This is a genomic window from Prolixibacteraceae bacterium, from assembly GCA_019720755.1.
Taxonomy (GTDB): Bacteria; Bacteroidota; Bacteroidia; order Bacteroidales; family Prolixibacteraceae; genus Halosquirtibacter; species Halosquirtibacter laminarini.
On record CP081303.1, the window covers coordinates 2,579,694 to 2,595,684 of the forward strand.

The 15,991-nt window shown below is 37.6% G+C and carries 15 protein-coding genes; 8 read left to right on the forward strand and 7 right to left on the reverse strand.

The annotated features are described in order from the left end of the window. Positions 1-68: 68 nt before the first annotated feature. Both K4L44_10100 and K4L44_10105 read right to left on the reverse strand, forming a co-directional pair. The gene (locus K4L44_10100) at positions 69-1,211 is read right to left on the reverse strand and encodes a hypothetical protein (protein QZE12940.1); all 1,143 of its coding nucleotides are present in this window, start codon (positions 1,209-1,211) and stop codon (positions 69-71) included. Positions 1,212-1,222: 11 nt separating this feature from the next. Continuing rightward, complete coding sequence (locus K4L44_10105; protein QZE12941.1) at positions 1,223-2,395, reverse strand: BamA/TamA family outer membrane protein; 1,173 nt, start codon at positions 2,393-2,395, stop codon at positions 1,223-1,225. Positions 2,396-2,731: 336 nt separating this feature from the next. On the opposite strand from K4L44_10105, the gene K4L44_10110 reads away from it, so the two are divergent. Then, complete coding sequence (locus K4L44_10110) at positions 2,732-3,001, forward strand: DUF493 domain-containing protein (GenBank protein QZE12942.1); 270 nt, start codon at positions 2,732-2,734, stop codon at positions 2,999-3,001. A 24-nt stretch (positions 3,002-3,025) separates the two neighbouring features. Here K4L44_10110 and K4L44_10115 read toward each other — a convergent pair whose 3' ends face one another. Together K4L44_10115 and K4L44_10120 are read right to left on the reverse strand one after the other, a co-directional pair. Beyond that, complete coding sequence (locus K4L44_10115) at positions 3,026-3,655, reverse strand: hypothetical protein (protein QZE12943.1); 630 nt, start codon at positions 3,653-3,655, stop codon at positions 3,026-3,028. A 75-nt stretch (positions 3,656-3,730) separates the two neighbouring features. Then, positions 3,731-4,573: a hypothetical protein gene (locus tag K4L44_10120; protein ID QZE12944.1), complete on the reverse strand. Its 843-nt coding sequence runs from the start codon at positions 4,571-4,573 to the stop codon at positions 3,731-3,733. 149 nt (positions 4,574-4,722) lie between these two features. Here K4L44_10120 and K4L44_10125 point away from each other — a divergent pair, with 149 nt between their 5' ends. The 5 genes from K4L44_10125 to K4L44_10145 all read left to right on the forward strand — a co-directional run bounded on the left by K4L44_10125 (position 4,723) and on the right by K4L44_10145 (position 8,454). Further along, on the forward strand, positions 4,723-5,547 hold the full coding sequence (locus K4L44_10125; protein QZE12945.1) for a Cof-type HAD-IIB family hydrolase: 825 nt from the start codon (positions 4,723-4,725) through the stop codon (positions 5,545-5,547). Positions 5,548-5,585: 38 nt separating this feature from the next. Further along, a complete protein-coding gene (locus tag K4L44_10130; protein QZE12946.1) occupies positions 5,586-5,723 on the forward strand; it encodes a hypothetical protein in 138 nt (45 codons plus the stop codon). Between the two features lie 179 nt (positions 5,724-5,902). Next, positions 5,903-7,279: a sodium:proton antiporter NhaD gene (nhaD, locus tag K4L44_10135; protein QZE12947.1), complete on the forward strand. Its 1,377-nt coding sequence runs from the start codon at positions 5,903-5,905 to the stop codon at positions 7,277-7,279. Between the two features lie 52 nt (positions 7,280-7,331). Next, on the forward strand, positions 7,332-7,850 hold the full coding sequence (locus K4L44_10140) for a 3'-5' exonuclease (GenBank protein ID QZE12948.1): 519 nt from the start codon (positions 7,332-7,334) through the stop codon (positions 7,848-7,850). A 31-nt stretch (positions 7,851-7,881) separates the two neighbouring features. Next, a complete protein-coding gene (locus K4L44_10145) occupies positions 7,882-8,454 on the forward strand; it encodes a TIGR00730 family Rossman fold protein (GenBank protein ID QZE12949.1) in 573 nt (190 codons plus the stop codon). Positions 8,455-8,512: 58 nt separating this feature from the next. Here the strand turns inward: K4L44_10145 and dapF are convergent, their stop codons facing one another. Beyond that, complete coding sequence (gene dapF / locus K4L44_10150; GenBank protein QZE12950.1) at positions 8,513-9,295, reverse strand: diaminopimelate epimerase; 783 nt, start codon at positions 9,293-9,295, stop codon at positions 8,513-8,515. A gap of 113 nt (positions 9,296-9,408) precedes the next feature. Here dapF and K4L44_10155 point away from each other — a divergent pair, with 113 nt between their 5' ends. Both K4L44_10155 and K4L44_10160 read left to right on the forward strand, forming a co-directional pair. Next, the gene (locus tag K4L44_10155; GenBank protein QZE12951.1) at positions 9,409-10,857 is read left to right on the forward strand and encodes a Do family serine endopeptidase; all 1,449 of its coding nucleotides are present in this window, start codon (positions 9,409-9,411) and stop codon (positions 10,855-10,857) included. Positions 10,858-10,926: 69 nt separating this feature from the next. Further along, positions 10,927-11,787, forward strand: coding sequence for an RNA polymerase sigma factor RpoD/SigA (locus K4L44_10160; GenBank protein ID QZE12952.1), 861 nt, complete (start codon positions 10,927-10,929; stop codon positions 11,785-11,787). A gap of 718 nt (positions 11,788-12,505) precedes the next feature. Here the strand turns inward: K4L44_10160 and K4L44_10165 are convergent. Then, positions 12,506-13,699: a trans-2-enoyl-CoA reductase family protein gene (locus K4L44_10165; GenBank protein ID QZE12953.1), complete on the reverse strand. Its 1,194-nt coding sequence runs from the start codon at positions 13,697-13,699 to the stop codon at positions 12,506-12,508. Positions 13,700-13,889: 190 nt separating this feature from the next. Next, on the reverse strand, positions 13,890-15,959 hold the full coding sequence (locus K4L44_10170) for an HDIG domain-containing protein (protein ID QZE12954.1): 2,070 nt from the start codon (positions 15,957-15,959) through the stop codon (positions 13,890-13,892). Positions 15,960-15,991 lie beyond the last annotated feature (32 nt).

The window sequence follows — 15,991 nt, forward strand, 5'->3', positions numbered from 1 at the left end:
TACCTTACAAAGGTGTATATTTTAGTTGAATGTGAAAAATATTTATACATAAGATTCTTAAATAAAAACTAAAAAGCCTCAAGAAAAGTCAGAAATATTGCACTATCCCCATAAGGACCAAAACCAAAGTCTGCCCTTAGATGAACCTTTTCTTTATCATCAATCTGAAAACGCCCTCCAATACCATATACATATTTGACATCTTCAAAGAATGCACTGTGTTCGTTGGAATAGTCATTTCCAACCCCAACCCAAGCGACAGCACCTAGACGCCACCAAAGGTCTCTACGATATTCTACTTGACTATACCACATATTGTTATCTATATATTTATTGGGATTGGATATACCCCTTAGAGTGTTCTTATCAGCAAGTACTGGCATTCGATAAAATGGCGTATTATCACTACTATTTTTAAATACGGACTGAAAAGCAAAAACATGCTTCTGTGGAAGACCAAAAGTGTTAAAATAACGGATATCTAGAGCCAACGTAGAGAATTCATAATCGCTTCCCATCCATGAGGCATAGTGTAAAGATCGAAGGTCTACATACAGACCATGATGAGGATACACCACATTGTCTCTTCCATCAAAACGAATCATAGGCCCAATCCCTAAGATAAAACCTCCTTCATAACCAGGAACATCAGGAGTAAATAGATCCCCTTCGATAGAGGAGATAGCCATGGTTTGAATATCATAAAGAAGCCCTACATAAACCTTTCCAAAACCTTTGGATATGGCTCCAGAAAAAAGAAATTCGTTACTATCAAACATCGAATAATCGATCGCTTCTCCTGAGACTCCAACACCATACCACTGATTCTCTTTGCGGTAGTAAGCCACAGAGGATTCGATACTCCAGTTCGAATTAGTAAACCCATTCAAGTTTGCCTCCGCATTAACAAACCCTTCTGTAGAGTATGAAAACTCGGTGGCGATGGTCGTACTTTTTCCTCCGACACCATAAAGAGTCCATAACGGTTTAATCCCAAAGATGAATCCTGCTTGGGGTTCATACCCAGCAACCGGATACATCGAAAGAGAGTAATTAGGATGATTAATTGTCGCAAAATCAATGAAAGCTTCTAACCAACGTTGGATCACTGGATCTTGGCTCTTTGACTCTACTGCAGTAGAATCTAGGATAGACGCTTTCACGACAATCACATTCAATAAAAGGAGTAATAATACAAGAGATCTCTTCATTCTTATCTTTTTCAAAACGCTTCTAAAACGGTCAAATATATTGAATTTTGTCCATGTGGACCAAAACCGATATCTGCTCTAAAATTTAAATTATCATCAGGAAGGATTTTAAACCTCAAACCAGCTCCATATACAAACTTTATATCTTTAAATGCCTTCGTATCATTAGACCCAAACTCATTCCCTAATCCAGAAAAAACAGTAAAACCAAATCGATTTTTAAACATCTGTCGATACTCTGCTCTTGCAAACCAAACATTCTTATCTATATAACGAAATGGATGTTCTATTCCCCTCAAAGCATATTTACCTCCCAATTTGCTCATTAAATAGAATGGGACATCCCCGTATTCTAAATCTGTCATCAACTGAAATGCCATCACCCGATTCTTACTCTTCAATGGATAATAGTATCGTAAATCCGTTTTCCACTCCATAAAGTGATAATCATTAAACGATGCGTTAGGGTAGGCCAAAAAATATGTAGTTCCAAAGAAACCTTTCGATGGAAAAAGGATATCATCTCGTGAATCATAACGTACAACGGGCCCAAGCCCCAAAGTAAATCCACCATCATAACCATAAACCGACGAATCCAAAGGAACCACATCTGACTCCGAATCTAAATCTAAATTATTCTTGGTCTGTACGATATTAAACCTCAACCCCAAAAAGAACTCATCGGTCAGCCCTTTAGAAACCTCACCTCTCCATGAGTTATTAATATAGGTGTAATCGGTGGGAGTCACTTCACTATTATTATTAGATATACCATAATATTTATTAGGGACCTCTTCTATGCGAATGTTAGACATCACCAACCATCGATTATCAGTAAACATTAAGAAGTCAATCTCAAAACTATATTGTCCTTGGGTAGAGACCATAAAAGAGGGGATCAAAGTCGTGGGACGATAAAAGGAGCTACTATCAGGTTGTTCTTTAGGTAAAAATCTGAATACAGGCATTAATCCAACTTGGAATCCATATTGCGGACCAAAACCAGCCATTGGATAGAGGGAAAATGTATACTTGGGGTGTGTAAAGGTGACCTTGTCTAGGGTCTTACTTACCAAGTGAGTAGTTTTGTCAATAAGTTTCTTACTCTTAATGGTATCCTGCTCCTGTGCAAGTCCATAAAAAATGGATACAAAAAAAAGGAATATAAAGACTACTTTTCTCATTAATATTTCTTTCGTTATTTAAGATTCAGACGTTTCTATCAATAGTAACAACAAAGGTGGTATAATAGATTAGCAAAATATCATCTTTTCAGCGAAAATTAATTTCAATTAAAGAAAGTAAAGATTATTTTCAATAAGAGATCTCGCATAGTGTCTATCATAACTATATTATCTTAAATTGTTTCTCCAATTTTCATACCCTCAATCCTCCTGAACAATTCTTTAAATAAGCACATCGAGACAATGACTTTCTACACTAATCTTCCATACCAACGCCTTCGAAGCATGCCATTTTTAAATAGAAAACCACTATCTTTGTACCAAAACAGAAAGAGTATGTTAGATCCATATAAAAGATTAGAAGAGATTCTTAAAGAGGACAAGTCTTGGCCAAAACCATATATGTATAAGTTTATTGTCCCAAATCACGATGACAAAGTAAACAAAGTGAAGAAAATGATGCCTGAACCAGAAAAGGTGGTAATGAGAAGTTCAAAAGATTTAAAATATATCTCTATCTCTCTTAAAACCATCGTAAATAGCGCAGACGATATCTTGGAACTATATAAAAGAATAGATCAAGTAGAGGGAGTCATTAAACTTTAATACAATACAATTCCGATTCTACTCTTAGAATCGGAATATCCAAAATAGACTTGCATAAGAGGTACGTAACTGATGATACACATTATCTACCACGGCATCCAAAACCGACCCAAATCTCGAAACTTGGTGAGAATAATCTTCAAAAAGATTCACAGAGAGCTTCGTGACACATTGGTATCTTTTCCTTAATAGTCCAGTGCTCTTTTGTCGCTGTTCACAAAATTTATCTGGTTCTTTTTTATCACATTGAAGTTTACACACAAACTTATTTCGTGGATCATTCTCTGTAAAGTAGGACGCCGACGTCCCACTATTTAGATCAAAATCTTTTCCCAAAACCCCTTCATAAATATCATGTAAGGTAAAAGGCAAGCCTGAAATAAACCAGTGATGATGGTCTACCATCCAACGGTAGCGTATATAATTTTTTTCAGGAGGCCACAATGACTTTATCACATGATGAAGTGCTGCAAAGATATAGGACCAAATATGAAACCTGTCGTACATACAGTCTATTCTATCTAGTTCGAGACTTCTCAATCGATCTATTCCTTGGAATAGTAACGTACTCTCATTTGACAAAGAGGATGCTTCAATCTCAAGCATCCCTGTCACCTCGTGGTATAATTTTGTCACCTCCTCAATACGATTCATTTGTTGCATACCTTAATCCTAAATAATACTATACTATTAAGACAGGTAGTACAACAAATTGTTTAATCAAGAGAACTAAAAAGCACTAAAAAAGGCTTTTAATGCGGAAGTTAGTTGTCCTTTGATCGAATCTAAGATATATCCAATATCCTTGGTTGTTTCACTCCATTCTTTCTTAATAAAGAAGAGGTTAAACTCATTTTTAAACGCGGACTTTGTATCAGCAATATCCATTACGGTTTTGTAAAACAGCGTAAAAAGATCCTTTTCTCCATATAGAGTTTGATCGTCAATAGAGACCACCTTCAACAGATTATTTAACAAAGCACGATCCTTTAAGAGAATGGCACTCCAAAGCCCTTTCATATAGTTACCATATAAAAATGGTAGTGCATCTTGATCGTTACAAAAGGCAATTTCGATAGGCTGAAATTGAAAAGTAGAATAGAGTGCTTTTGCCCCCTCTTTATCTCCTCTGTAAATCATTGCAAAAGATTGTATATTGGCAAGGGCCAATCTTTGGTAGCGATCCAAACTTTCAGCTTCAGGTCTCTTCTTATAGGTCACAACAACAGACTCCATCGCCTTAATCCACTGATCAGAATGAGATTTATCTGAATAGATAAAAGCAGTAAAATATAGATCAGATAACTTATATACCCAATCGATGATCTTTTGGTCTGGATAGGTTGCAATATATGCTTTATACTCACGCTGGGCTTGTTGAAACTCACCAATCAACTTATACGCATCAAAACGTGCCATACGCAATTCACAATATGCCACTTGGTGATCCACCAACTGCTCTAGAGCGATTGTATCCTGAAGAAATGCTTGTAATTCACTACTAGACCTATGCTTGATAGCATCTTGATATCTTTTTAATGTCTTATCTAAAATGGAAACTTTTTCCTCCATACAGGGTTACATTTAAAATGTCAAATAAATAAAATACTATTATCTCTACTCGAAAACAGTGCAAAATTAACTATTATTGAATAGAGAAACTCTTTTTCTAAGGGGAAGTTGTAAAAATCATTTCAAACAGATAAATTACATATCATAATATGCAGAATAGAAATATGTGGGTTACCGACCTCGATGGAACACTTCTAGATGGGCAAGAAAAGCTCCCATCTCAAATGTTAGATATTATTCCAAATATTAACGAAAATACCATCAAAGTCATTGCTACTGGACGCAACTTAGAAAAAGTATGGAAAGTGATTGACAATCCAAAACTATTCAACTATATCATATTCTCTTCTGGAGCTGGAATTTACAACTGTATCTCGGGGAAGATCATTCAAGTAAACAACTTACGACAAGAGGATAGTATAGAGATATTTAACTATCTTGACAAACAATCGCAAAACTTTATATACACCAAAGAAGTACCTCAAAACAGCACCCTTTATTACAAACAAAACTATTCATGTGACCATTTCACGGAATATGTAGATGCTCACCAAGAGGAACTAGAGAATACACTTAATCCATTCTCTGATAAATTGGCTCAATTCATGGCATTCTTACCAAACCAAAAGAATCAAATCGAGATTCATACTTCTCGAATTATGGAGATCTCCAAAAACATACAGGTCATTCGTGCCACTTCTCCTATAGACAAAGATTTCTGTTGGCTCGAAATATTTCATCAAAATGTTTCAAAAGGTAAAGCAGTACAATTTTTGAGCAATACACTCTCTATTGATCTAAAAGATATTATCGGTGTCGGAAACGACTATAACGACCTAGATTTTCTGGAAATTATCGGAAAACCTTATGTAGTAGATAATAGCCCGCAGAAAATAAAGGCTAATTTTCCAGTGGTTTCATCCAATAACGAATTAGGAGTTCTTGAGGTCCTAAAAAAACATAACTTAGCTTAAACATTTCCTATTTAAATTTTGTCTTATCTGAAAAAAATATGACAAAAAAGAAGTGTAAAAGTCCTAAGATAATGCCAAAAGAGAGTCAACTTAAGTATAAATGCAAGAAATGTGGTGAAAAATCTGAAGAAAAAAAGCAGGTTTGCAAACCCCAAAAGGTAGACCCAAAAGATTAACATTCACCACATTACACCTTATAATCATTATAAAGTAGTAAATCTATTTAACATTTTTTTCATTACCTGGAGAACAAATAGTATGGTTTCAACTTACCTTTACCCCCAAACTACGAATAAACCAAACACAAAAACTAACAATACATGAACAACATTTTTTTCATCAAAACATACTAATTATGTTCTCATTTATGTTGATCGTTTTTATAATCGGTTATCTAGCGATTATTTTCGAATCAAATATTAAAATTAGCAAAACAGCTTCCGCTTTATTTATGGGTGTAGCTGTTTGGATTGTTTATTCCTTAAATGGTTTTGATATTCTCTCTTTAGGGCATAGCCATAGTTGGCATGAATTTCTAAGCGTCCATCCAGACTCCAACTCTATCAAAGGAGCATCCAATTTTATTCTAGAAAATGAACTTTTCTCTCATTTATCAGAGGTAGCCTCCATTATCTTCTTCCTACTAGGGGCAATGACGATAGTGGAAATTATTGATAGATACCAAGGTTTTAAGGTCATAACCAGCAAGATTCATCAGAGGAGTAGGGTGAAACTTCTATGGATTATTGGAACTCTTGCTTTTATCATGAGTTCGGTATTGGATAACCTTACAACCACCATTGTAATCATCTCTCTTCTCAACAAACTTATCTCTGAAAAAGAGGAACGTTGGTTAATTGCTGGAATCGTAGTCATCGCGGCGAATGCAGGAGGGGCTTGGTCTCCGATTGGTGATGTTACAACCATCATGTTATGGATAGGGGAACAGGTCACTACTGTAAGTCTGATCAAAGCGGTACTTATCCCAAGTATTGTAAACATCTTGGTCCCTCTTACAATCGCAAGCTTCTTCATCAAAGGGAAAGCAATACCTCCTACGTTAGATCAAAATGAAACGAAGGTATTTACTACAAAATTCGAACGTAATTTTGTATTCACTCTTGGTATCAGTGCTCTCCTTTTCGTTCCAATACTTAAGACTTGGACTGGACTTCCACCATACATGGGGATGCTATTTGGACTATCGATCATGTGGACCGCAACCGAGGTCATCTCGAGAAGAAAAGATGAAGAGGATCGTAGACGTCTTAATGCTGGATATATTATAAAGAAACTAGATACTCCTACCATACTCTACTTTACGGGGATACTACTAGCCGTTTCTGCACTATCTTCTGCTGGACAGCTAGATCTTATTGCGGAATATTTAGATGATCATATTGGTAATATCTATGGTATTAACCTTGCTATTGGAGCACTATCTTCTGTGGTAGACAACTCCTCTTTGGTTGCTGCTACAATGGGAATGTACGAGACTGCACAAGCAGGTGCCACTGGATACCTAAGTAATTTTGTACAAAATGGTGATTTCTGGACATTCCTAACCTATTGTGCAGGTACTGGTGGTTCTCTAATGATCATTGGTTCCGCTGCAGGTGTAGCTGCAATGGGTATCGAAAAAATTCCTTTTGGATGGTATTTTAAACGAATATCATGGATGGCATTAGCAGGATTCCTTGCTGGAGCACTTACATTCTATTTACTCAATTAAACGAAACCCCTTTCTATGGAGATATTCTTCTCCATAGATCACCTTTTTATATATGAATACATTTGTAGCACTTGACTTTGAAACAGCAACTAGCAAACGTGACAGTGCTTGCTCATTGGCTATTGTAACAGTAGTAGATGGAGAGATCAAAGAGACATATCATACATTCATTCGCCCCCCCCAAAATAGGTATGACTCACGTAATATTCATGTCCACGGGATCACTCCCGAGATGACTGAATTTGCAAACGACTTTAGAACCGCATACCATCAGATACGCAAACGTCTTGTAGGTCAGGTCGTGGTAGCTCACAACGAAAGCTTTGATCGAAGTGTTCTAAGAAATACCATGGAGTACTACAACCTCCCTTCCGAAGAGCTACAACTTGACAAACAGTGGTTCTGCACCTATAAACTGTGGAAAAAAGAGGGACTGACCCCAACTACTTTAAGAGATTGTTGCGATCACTTTGAAATCCCTCTAAACCACCACGATGCGATCTCTGATGCCGAGGCGGCTGCAAAGCTGTTTATGATCTACCAATACTACCTCAAAGAGATTAAAGAATAATAAACCGTAACCCTATCAAAAAACAGAACATATGAATATTTGTGTATTTTGCGCCTCAGCAAACCACCTTGATGAGAAATACAAAAATGATGCAATAAAGCTCGGTCAAATAATTGGTCAAAATGGACACACCCTTGTTTATGGGGGGGCAAATGTTGGATTGATGCATATGGTAGCACAAAATGTCAAATTCCAAGGAGCAGAACGAATAGGAGTTGTAGCACAAGTCATTAAAGACAATAACGTAGCAGCAACCGATGACACCAAGCAGATCATTACCCCAACCATGCACGAACGAAAAGCAAAGATGAGAGAGTTGTCCGATGCTTTTATTGCACTACCTGGAGGATTTGGTACCCTTGAAGAGCTTCTAGAAGTATTGACTCTTAAACAGCTAGGGGTAATAAAACAACCTATCGTCATCTTAAATACAGACCACTACTATGATAGCTTGTTGTCCCAGTTCCAGAAAGCAGTCAATGAAGGAATTTCGAAAGAGGTATATTTAAATCTATTCTACGAAACAGACTCCATCGACAAGGCGATTGATTTTCTAGAGAACGACAAGAAGACAAACAGAAAAATAGAGACAAAATGGAATTGATCCATCTTACCTCGATGAAAATATCATTCATCGAGGTAAAATAGATCTCAATAAAATATTACAAGGTTATATCTCCCTCAAAAACTCGAACAGCGGGGCCCTTCAACCAAACATGCTCAAACTCATTGATCGACTTGGCTTGAAAACGAACACCTAATCTTCCTCCTTTAGCCTCAATATCAAAGCCTTCATACTGACATCCAGACATGACATATGCTGCTATAGCGGCAGCAGTTACTCCTGTACCACATGCCAATGTTTCATCTTCAACCCCACGCTCATATGTTAACACTTTTAAACAATCTTTATCCATAGAGACAAAATTCACATTGGTTCCCTCCTCTTTAAAACGAGCATTATAACGAATCGAACGCCCCTCTTTCACCACATCTAGATCCGATAGATCTTGAAAAACAACATAGTGTGGAGACCCCGTATTTAGATAGAAATCCTCGCCAATACGCTCTACGAAATCCACATCAATCATCTCCAAATCAACCACTTCATCCGACTCCATGATCGCCTGATGAACACCATCAACTGCAACAAAAGTAACCTCCTTCTCAAAAAGACCAAGATGATGAGCAAAGGCAACAATACAACGCCCCCCATTTCCACACATGGTAGCCTCTCTCCCATCACTATTATAGTAACGCATACGGAAAGTATAATGATCATCATTCTCCAACAACATAAGCCCATCGGATCCAACACCAAAACGTCGGTCACACAACTGATTAACTAAGGCAAAATCCTTGGCATCAAATTTGTTCTCTCTATTATCGATAATGACAAAATCATTACCTGCACCTTGATATTTATGAAATCTATAACTATTCATTACATATGTTTAATTTATCTTCGTCCTAGTCATTTATTATGACCACTCACGAAATAACCACTTTCTAATACTCTAATTTTTGTTTAACTCAAAACTACAAAATATTAGTTGACATGAAAAATTTTAAGAACTTACTTAACTACGTAATTGTAGCATTCATCACCAGTTTACTTTCTATTTTAGGTGTTTTTGCAATCATTTCAAACAAACAGAAGGATACGACAGAATTTACACATAAGAAGCCTGTTCCGGTACAGCTCGCGAATTTTTCAGAAAAACAGCCTGAAAGATATCCGAATTTAACCACGGCTGCCCAACATTCGGTAAAAGCAGTAGTCCATATCACAACACAAAAAGATATGGGGAGACAACCTCGTAGCCTAATGGACCTCTTCTATGGGAACGGTTATCAAAGACAACCGCAAATACAACAAGCCAGTGGTTCTGGGGTGATCATCTCTAGTGATGGTTATATCGTGACCAACAACCACGTCATCGAAGGTGCCGATAATATTCGGGTAATCTTTGAAGAGAATAGGATTTTCAAGGCGAAGCTAATTGGAACAGATCCAAATACCGATATCGCAGTACTAAAAATAGAGGCGGAAGACCTTCCTTTCCTTCAATGGGGAGACTCTCAAAAACTTAAACTCGGGGAGTGGGTACTAGCCGTAGGAAATCCTTTCTCTCTAAACTCTACCGTGACAGCTGGTATCGTAAGTGCCAAGTCTAGATCAATTGGAATTATGTCGGGTCAAATGGCACTAGAATCGTTCATCCAAACCGATGCTGCGGTAAACCCTGGTAATTCGGGTGGTGCTCTAGTAAACAAAGCGGGAGACCTTGTAGGAATCAATACCGCGATCGCATCCAGGACAGGAAGCTATTCGGGATATTCGTTTGCTGTCCCTTCAACCATCGCTCGAAAGGTAGTAAACGATCTTCTGAAGTATGGTGCGGTACAGAGAGCAATTCTTGGAGTACAGATTATGGACAACAACAGTGAATTAGCTAAAAAAGAAAATTTAGACATTACAAATGGCTCTTATGTAGCAGAAGCCACCTATGGCAGCGGCGCGGAGAAGGCAGGAATCAAAAAAGGAGATGTCATTGTTGGTGTCAATGGAGTCGATATCAAAAACAGTACCCAACTGAAAGAACAGGTCGGTCAGTACAGCCCTGGGGATAAAGTGGAAGTTGCGGTCAATAGAGATGGAAGAAACAAAACGTTTACAGTGGAACTTCAAAATATTAGTGGAAGTACCAGCATCGTAAAATCAAATACTGGAGTACTTGGAGCAGAATTAAAAACTATCAGTATGAAGACAAAACAACGTTTTGGCATACGTAATGGACTTAAAGTAACGAAACTAGAAGATGGAAAACTAAAAAAAGCTGGAGTAAAAGAAGGATTTATTATTACTAGTGTTAACAATAACACCGTAACTTCCGTAAAAGAATTGGAAGAATTGGTAATAAACACCCCTCCTAACAAACAAGTTTTGCTAGAAGGTGTCTATCCAAATGGAGAATGGGCTTATCATATATTTAGAAACAACTAAGATAACAGGTGCTAGGATTTGTTTTTAAGGGGAACAATCACTAAATTTGCGCACTTTTAATCGGAGAGCATGAGACAACTTAAGATCACAAAATCTATCACTAACCGTGAGAGTGCTTCACTAGACAAATATTTACAAGAAATAGGTAAAGAGGAGCTAATTACCGTTGAAGAAGAAGTAGAATTGGCTCAACGGATAAAAAAAGGAGACCAAGCAGCTTTAGAAAAACTAACTAGAGCAAACTTGAGATTCGTTGTATCTGTTGCCAAGCAATATCAGAATCAAGGTCTGACACTTCCTGACTTAATCAACGAGGGTAACCTTGGACTGATCAAAGCAGCGGAAAAGTTTGATGAAACAAGAGGTTTTAAATTTATCTCTTATGCCGTATGGTGGATTCGTCAATCTATTCTTCAGGCGTTGGCTGAACAATCACGTATCGTTCGTTTGCCTCTGAACCAGGTGGGTTCTTTGAATAAGATCAATAAAGCGTTTTCTAAGTTCGAACAAGAACATGAAAGAAAACCTTCACCTGAAGAGTTAGCTGAAACATTGGATCTTCCAGCAGATAAAGTCTCTGATACTCTTAGAGTATCCGGTAGACACGTATCAGTGGATGCTCCTTTCGTTGATGGAGAAGATAATAGTCTTTTGGACGTATTGGTAAATGATGATTCACCAAATGCAGACAGAAGCCTTATCGGAGAATCATTGGCAAAAGAGATCGAAAGATCCCTTGCGACATTGACAGAGAGAGAAGCTGACATTATTCGTATGTTCTTTGGAATAGGTTGTCAAGAGATGACACTCGAAGAGATCGGAGAACGTTTTGGTCTTACAAGAGAGCGTGTACGTCAGATTAAAGAAAAAGCAATTCGTAGATTAAGACACACATCAAGAAGTAAACTCCTTAAGAGTTACCTTGGATAAAATGTCTCGACATATCGTTTTTAGAGGCTACCTGTTTAGGTGGCCTCTTTTTTTATATCATACCCATACAAACAATACAACCCTCCATCCTTCAAAAGAGAAATCCCAAAAATCACCTCAGCAATCATTATACTAAAATATTAAATCTGTTGAAACAAGCCTAATGGCTTTATAATTCCTAGCAGTGCCGCTATTAATTCGACACCATCCTATTGTATCAACATATTGCCATATCAAACACATGAAAAACACCCTTCGTAGCTGTTAACTCATGTGATTAACCTTCATATTGCAAAAAATGCAAACATCATTCAGCTCTTGTCAAATGAACGATAATATTAAATCATTTTAAATCAAATTATTGAAGAATCGTGTGTCACTGAGTTGTAAGAACACACTCCCGAAATCATTTCAAAACATAAAAACACTCCCGAAATACAAATAGCCAAAGACCTACTTCATCCGTAGTTTGGATACCCTTCAGTTACCCTTTGGATACCCTTCAGTTACTCTTAGAGTAATCAAACCCTAACCAATCCTTATATAAACCCTAACGAAAAGACGAAGGTAAGAGGAAAGAGAGCCCTTCTAAAAACAAACTATTTCAAATGTGATAAAACCTTATGATTTGTGAATAGAGAGAGATTATATGGGCATAAAAAAAGAGGTTATCTCAATAATCTGAGATAACCCCTTCGTATATAAATAAACAAAAAAACTACTGAATACTCTTCACCGAGGTTGTTTCGTCTACATCAGCAGCATAATCTACTCCTTCGATATCGAATCCAAAAAGACTCATAAACTCATGTTTATAACCTTCCAAATCTCCAATCTCAGATAGATTATCAGAACCTGCAATATCCCAAAGTTTAGATACTTTCTCTTGGATATCCTCTCTCATCTCCCAATCATCAACACGGATAAGACCTTTATCATCCACTGGCACTTCTCCTCCAGTATAAAGTCTTTCGCTGTATAGACGTTGGATCTGCTCAATACAACCTTCATGTATCCCTTCTTCTTTCATCACTTTAAATAGAAGTGAGATATAAAGAGGGATTACAGGAATCGCAGCACTTGCTTGAGTAACCAAAGCTTTATTTACAGAGACGTAAGCCTCACCATTGAATGATGACATATAATCAGTCAACTCATGAGCTGTTGCTTCCAAATGATCTTTTGCTTTACCAATAGTACCATTACGATAAATTGGGAACGTGATTTCAGGGCCAATGTAAGAGTAAGCGACAGTCTTAGCACCATCAGCTAAAACCCCTGCATCACGCATCGCTTCGATCCACATTTTCCAATCTTCACCACCCATTACTTTTACAGTGTTTTCAATCTCTTCCTCATCCTTTACAGGCTGAATAGAAACTTCAGACACTTTTCCAGTATGGAAATCTACTGTTTTATTAGAATAAACCCCGTTAATAGGCTTTAGTACAGAACGATAAGTTTTTCCATCTACCGGATTTGTTCTTCGAGGAGAAGCCAAGCTATAGATTACTAGATCCACTTGACCTAGATCTTTTTTGATCGCTTCGATAGCCTCTTGTTTCACTTCATTTGAGAAAGCATCTCCATTGATAGTCTTTGCATAAAGACCCTCCTCTGTAGCAAATTTCTCAAATGCAGCAGAATTGTACCAACCTGCAGTACCAGGTTTTCCTTCAGTACCTGGCTTTTCAAAACAAACACCTAATGTTGCTGCATTGGATCCAAAAGCACTAGTGATTCGTGATGCCAATCCAAAACCAGTAGAAGAACCGATTACCAACACTTTTTTAGCGCCATCAATAGCACCTTTAGATTTCACATAGTTGATTTGGTTCAACACATTCTGTTCACATCCTTTTGGGTGAGAAGTAAAACAGATAAAACCTCTCATCTTTGGTTCAATAATCATACTGTAAATATTTTATTCAAGAATATATTTCAAAATTCAGGTTGCTCCTTCTCAGGATCCGATATTCAATACAAACATAGTAACTAAGAGCTTGTTTACAACGTAAAAGGATCAAAAAGCAACCTCTGAAAGAGCGATAAGACTAAAAAAGGATCAAATCATCGAACAGATCAGAACAAAAGTTCAATTTTCAGGACTCCTTTTTGGTCTTTTTCTTGTCTTTAGGGTATGCTATCCTTGAGTGGTAAACGTTTACCAACTGCTCGAGGTAACATCGCTTTAGACTAGTTAGCTCTGCCAAGGTAATAGGGGCATTATCTAGTTGTCCCATCTCTAACTTACTATCAATAATTTGATCGATAAGCTTTTTAAGGCTCTCTTCACTTTTATCTTTTAAACTACGAGAAGCAGCCTCGACCGCATCAGAAATCATCACCACTGCCTGCTCTTTGGTCACTGGATTTGGACCAGGATAAGAGAATTTCTCTTTATCAATCTCCTCTCCATCCTCGGCACGATTCTTACTCATGATATAGAAGTATCCTGTGACGCCTTTCCCATGATGCGAAGTGATAAAGTCAACAATAGACTTGGGTAAATTATGTCTTTTAGCAAGTGCTACGCCATCAATCACGTGATCAATAATAATCTTAGCACTCTCTTCGGGAGTCAAATTATCATGAGGATTCACTCCTCCTACTTGATTCTCTGTATAGAAAGTAGGGTTCAACATCTTTCCAATGTCATGATAGAATGCTCCAGCCCTTGCAAGGTTGGCATCAGCCTCTATCTCCATGGCTGCTCTCTCAGATAGATTGGCAACCTGATTAGAGTGTTGGAAGGTTCCAGGAGCCTCTTTCGACAAGCGACGAAGTAACTCTTGCTGGTTAGTATTCGACAGCTCCATTAGTGTAAAGTCTGAGATAAATCCAAAGGCTTTCTCCGACACATATGCTAGCGGTTGTGCTAGATTCACCAAAAGGGCATGAATAGAGAACCATTTCAACATAGACCAGTTTATTTGGCTTAAGTTACCATCTTGCATCAACGAAAGAGACAGATACCCTAAAAGAAAAGCAACAAAGACAACCACTGAGGTCAATACCCAATGACCTCGCTTCTTTAATGTACGCAAAGACATCACTGCGGCCGTTCCTGCTACAAATTGCAAAAATACATATTCATAACCACTCGGAGCAAAATAGCCTATCATCACCACAAGAATAGTATTGGTAAAAATGGCAATCCTACGACCTAAGAAAGAGTAAGCTAATATGGCAAAGGTGGAGACGGGGAAAAGATATAGATTCAGAGATTTAACCTCGCTAATTAATCGTGCAGAGGTCACTGCAATAACCACTAGGACAAAAAGATAGAGCACCTGCTTCAGGTTCTGACTGATCTCTGGATAGAAATCGTAGATATAGAGTATCAATAGAATAACCAAAGTAATCACAAAGATTAACTTCCCAAGAACCACCAAGAGGGTATCAACATTCATCCCACCAACATCTTTTATCTTCATCTGCATAGACTGTAAGATATTGTAGATATGCGGCGTTACTAAGTCTCCTTGCGCTACAATACGCTCCCCCTCTTGTACCATACCTCTTGTCTGAGATATTCCTCCTATGAGCTCGTTTTGGGCCTTTAAAGACATATCCTTTTGATATGTCATGTTGGCTTCAATATATTTAGATGGCTCTAGGGCTGACAATCTTTTAGAAGAGAGCAGACCTTGATCTTGCCAATGCTTTGAAACATAGGCAAAAGCATTCTTCAGGGAGTATAATCTATCGACTTTCTCAAGTTCCACAATACGGTTTCGAAGAATAGAGACTTCAGAAACACTATCGAGAAGCCCATTGTTTACCACCTCCTGTTGCAAAATTCCATGTCGATATACCGAATCTAAAACCGCTACATACCAGTCCTCAATAAAACTATTGTTTCCCTCCAAACGACGAATATCTTCACGAAGAGATTGGATGTTTTTTCGACCAATCTTTCCATTCAATTCAAAGTAAGGGTGGTAATCTTTCATCACCAGTGTCTTCTCTTTCTGTAACTCAGTAGAGTTCTTAGCAATAGCAAAGCTAAAAGGAGCATAAAGGGTTTCATGCCTCCATGGTTTCCCCTCCCGATACTCATAACGGAAGTTCTTATCTTGAGGGAAAGCAATAAATAACATTGCTGAAGTGAATATACAAATTAATACAATGTATACTATATGCCACTTAGAACTATGATTTTTATTCATATACGTCATTCTCCTTATTTATATTCATAACA

Bases quoted from the DNA above. Each gene is read 5' to 3' on its own strand.
- K4L44_10100 (QZE12940.1), bottom strand. From the start codon at position 1,211: ATGAAGAGATCTCTTGTATTATTACTCCTTTTATTGAATGTGATTGTC.
- K4L44_10105 (QZE12941.1), bottom strand. From the start codon at position 2,395: ATGAGAAAAGTAGTCTTTATATTCCTTTTTTTTGTATCCATTTTTTAT.
- K4L44_10110 (QZE12942.1), top strand. From the start codon at position 2,732: ATGTTAGATCCATATAAAAGATTAGAAGAGATTCTTAAAGAGGACAAG.
- K4L44_10115 (QZE12943.1), bottom strand. From the start codon at position 3,655: ATGAATCGTATTGAGGAGGTGACAAAATTATACCACGAGGTGACAGGG.
- K4L44_10120 (QZE12944.1), bottom strand. From the start codon at position 4,573: ATGGAGGAAAAAGTTTCCATTTTAGATAAGACATTAAAAAGATATCAA.
- K4L44_10125 (QZE12945.1), top strand. From the start codon at position 4,723: ATGCAGAATAGAAATATGTGGGTTACCGACCTCGATGGAACACTTCTA.
- K4L44_10130 (QZE12946.1), top strand. From the start codon at position 5,586: ATGACAAAAAAGAAGTGTAAAAGTCCTAAGATAATGCCAAAAGAGAGT.
- nhaD (QZE12947.1), top strand. From the start codon at position 5,903: ATGTTCTCATTTATGTTGATCGTTTTTATAATCGGTTATCTAGCGATT.
- K4L44_10140 (QZE12948.1), top strand. From the start codon at position 7,332: ATGAATACATTTGTAGCACTTGACTTTGAAACAGCAACTAGCAAACGT.
- K4L44_10145 (QZE12949.1), top strand. From the start codon at position 7,882: ATGAATATTTGTGTATTTTGCGCCTCAGCAAACCACCTTGATGAGAAA.
- dapF (QZE12950.1), bottom strand. From the start codon at position 9,295: ATGAATAGTTATAGATTTCATAAATATCAAGGTGCAGGTAATGATTTT.
- K4L44_10155 (QZE12951.1), top strand. From the start codon at position 9,409: ATGAAAAATTTTAAGAACTTACTTAACTACGTAATTGTAGCATTCATC.
- K4L44_10160 (QZE12952.1), top strand. From the start codon at position 10,927: ATGAGACAACTTAAGATCACAAAATCTATCACTAACCGTGAGAGTGCT.
- K4L44_10165 (QZE12953.1), bottom strand. From the start codon at position 13,699: ATGATTATTGAACCAAAGATGAGAGGTTTTATCTGTTTTACTTCTCAC.
- K4L44_10170 (QZE12954.1), bottom strand. From the start codon at position 15,959: ATGAATAAAAATCATAGTTCTAAGTGGCATATAGTATACATTGTATTA.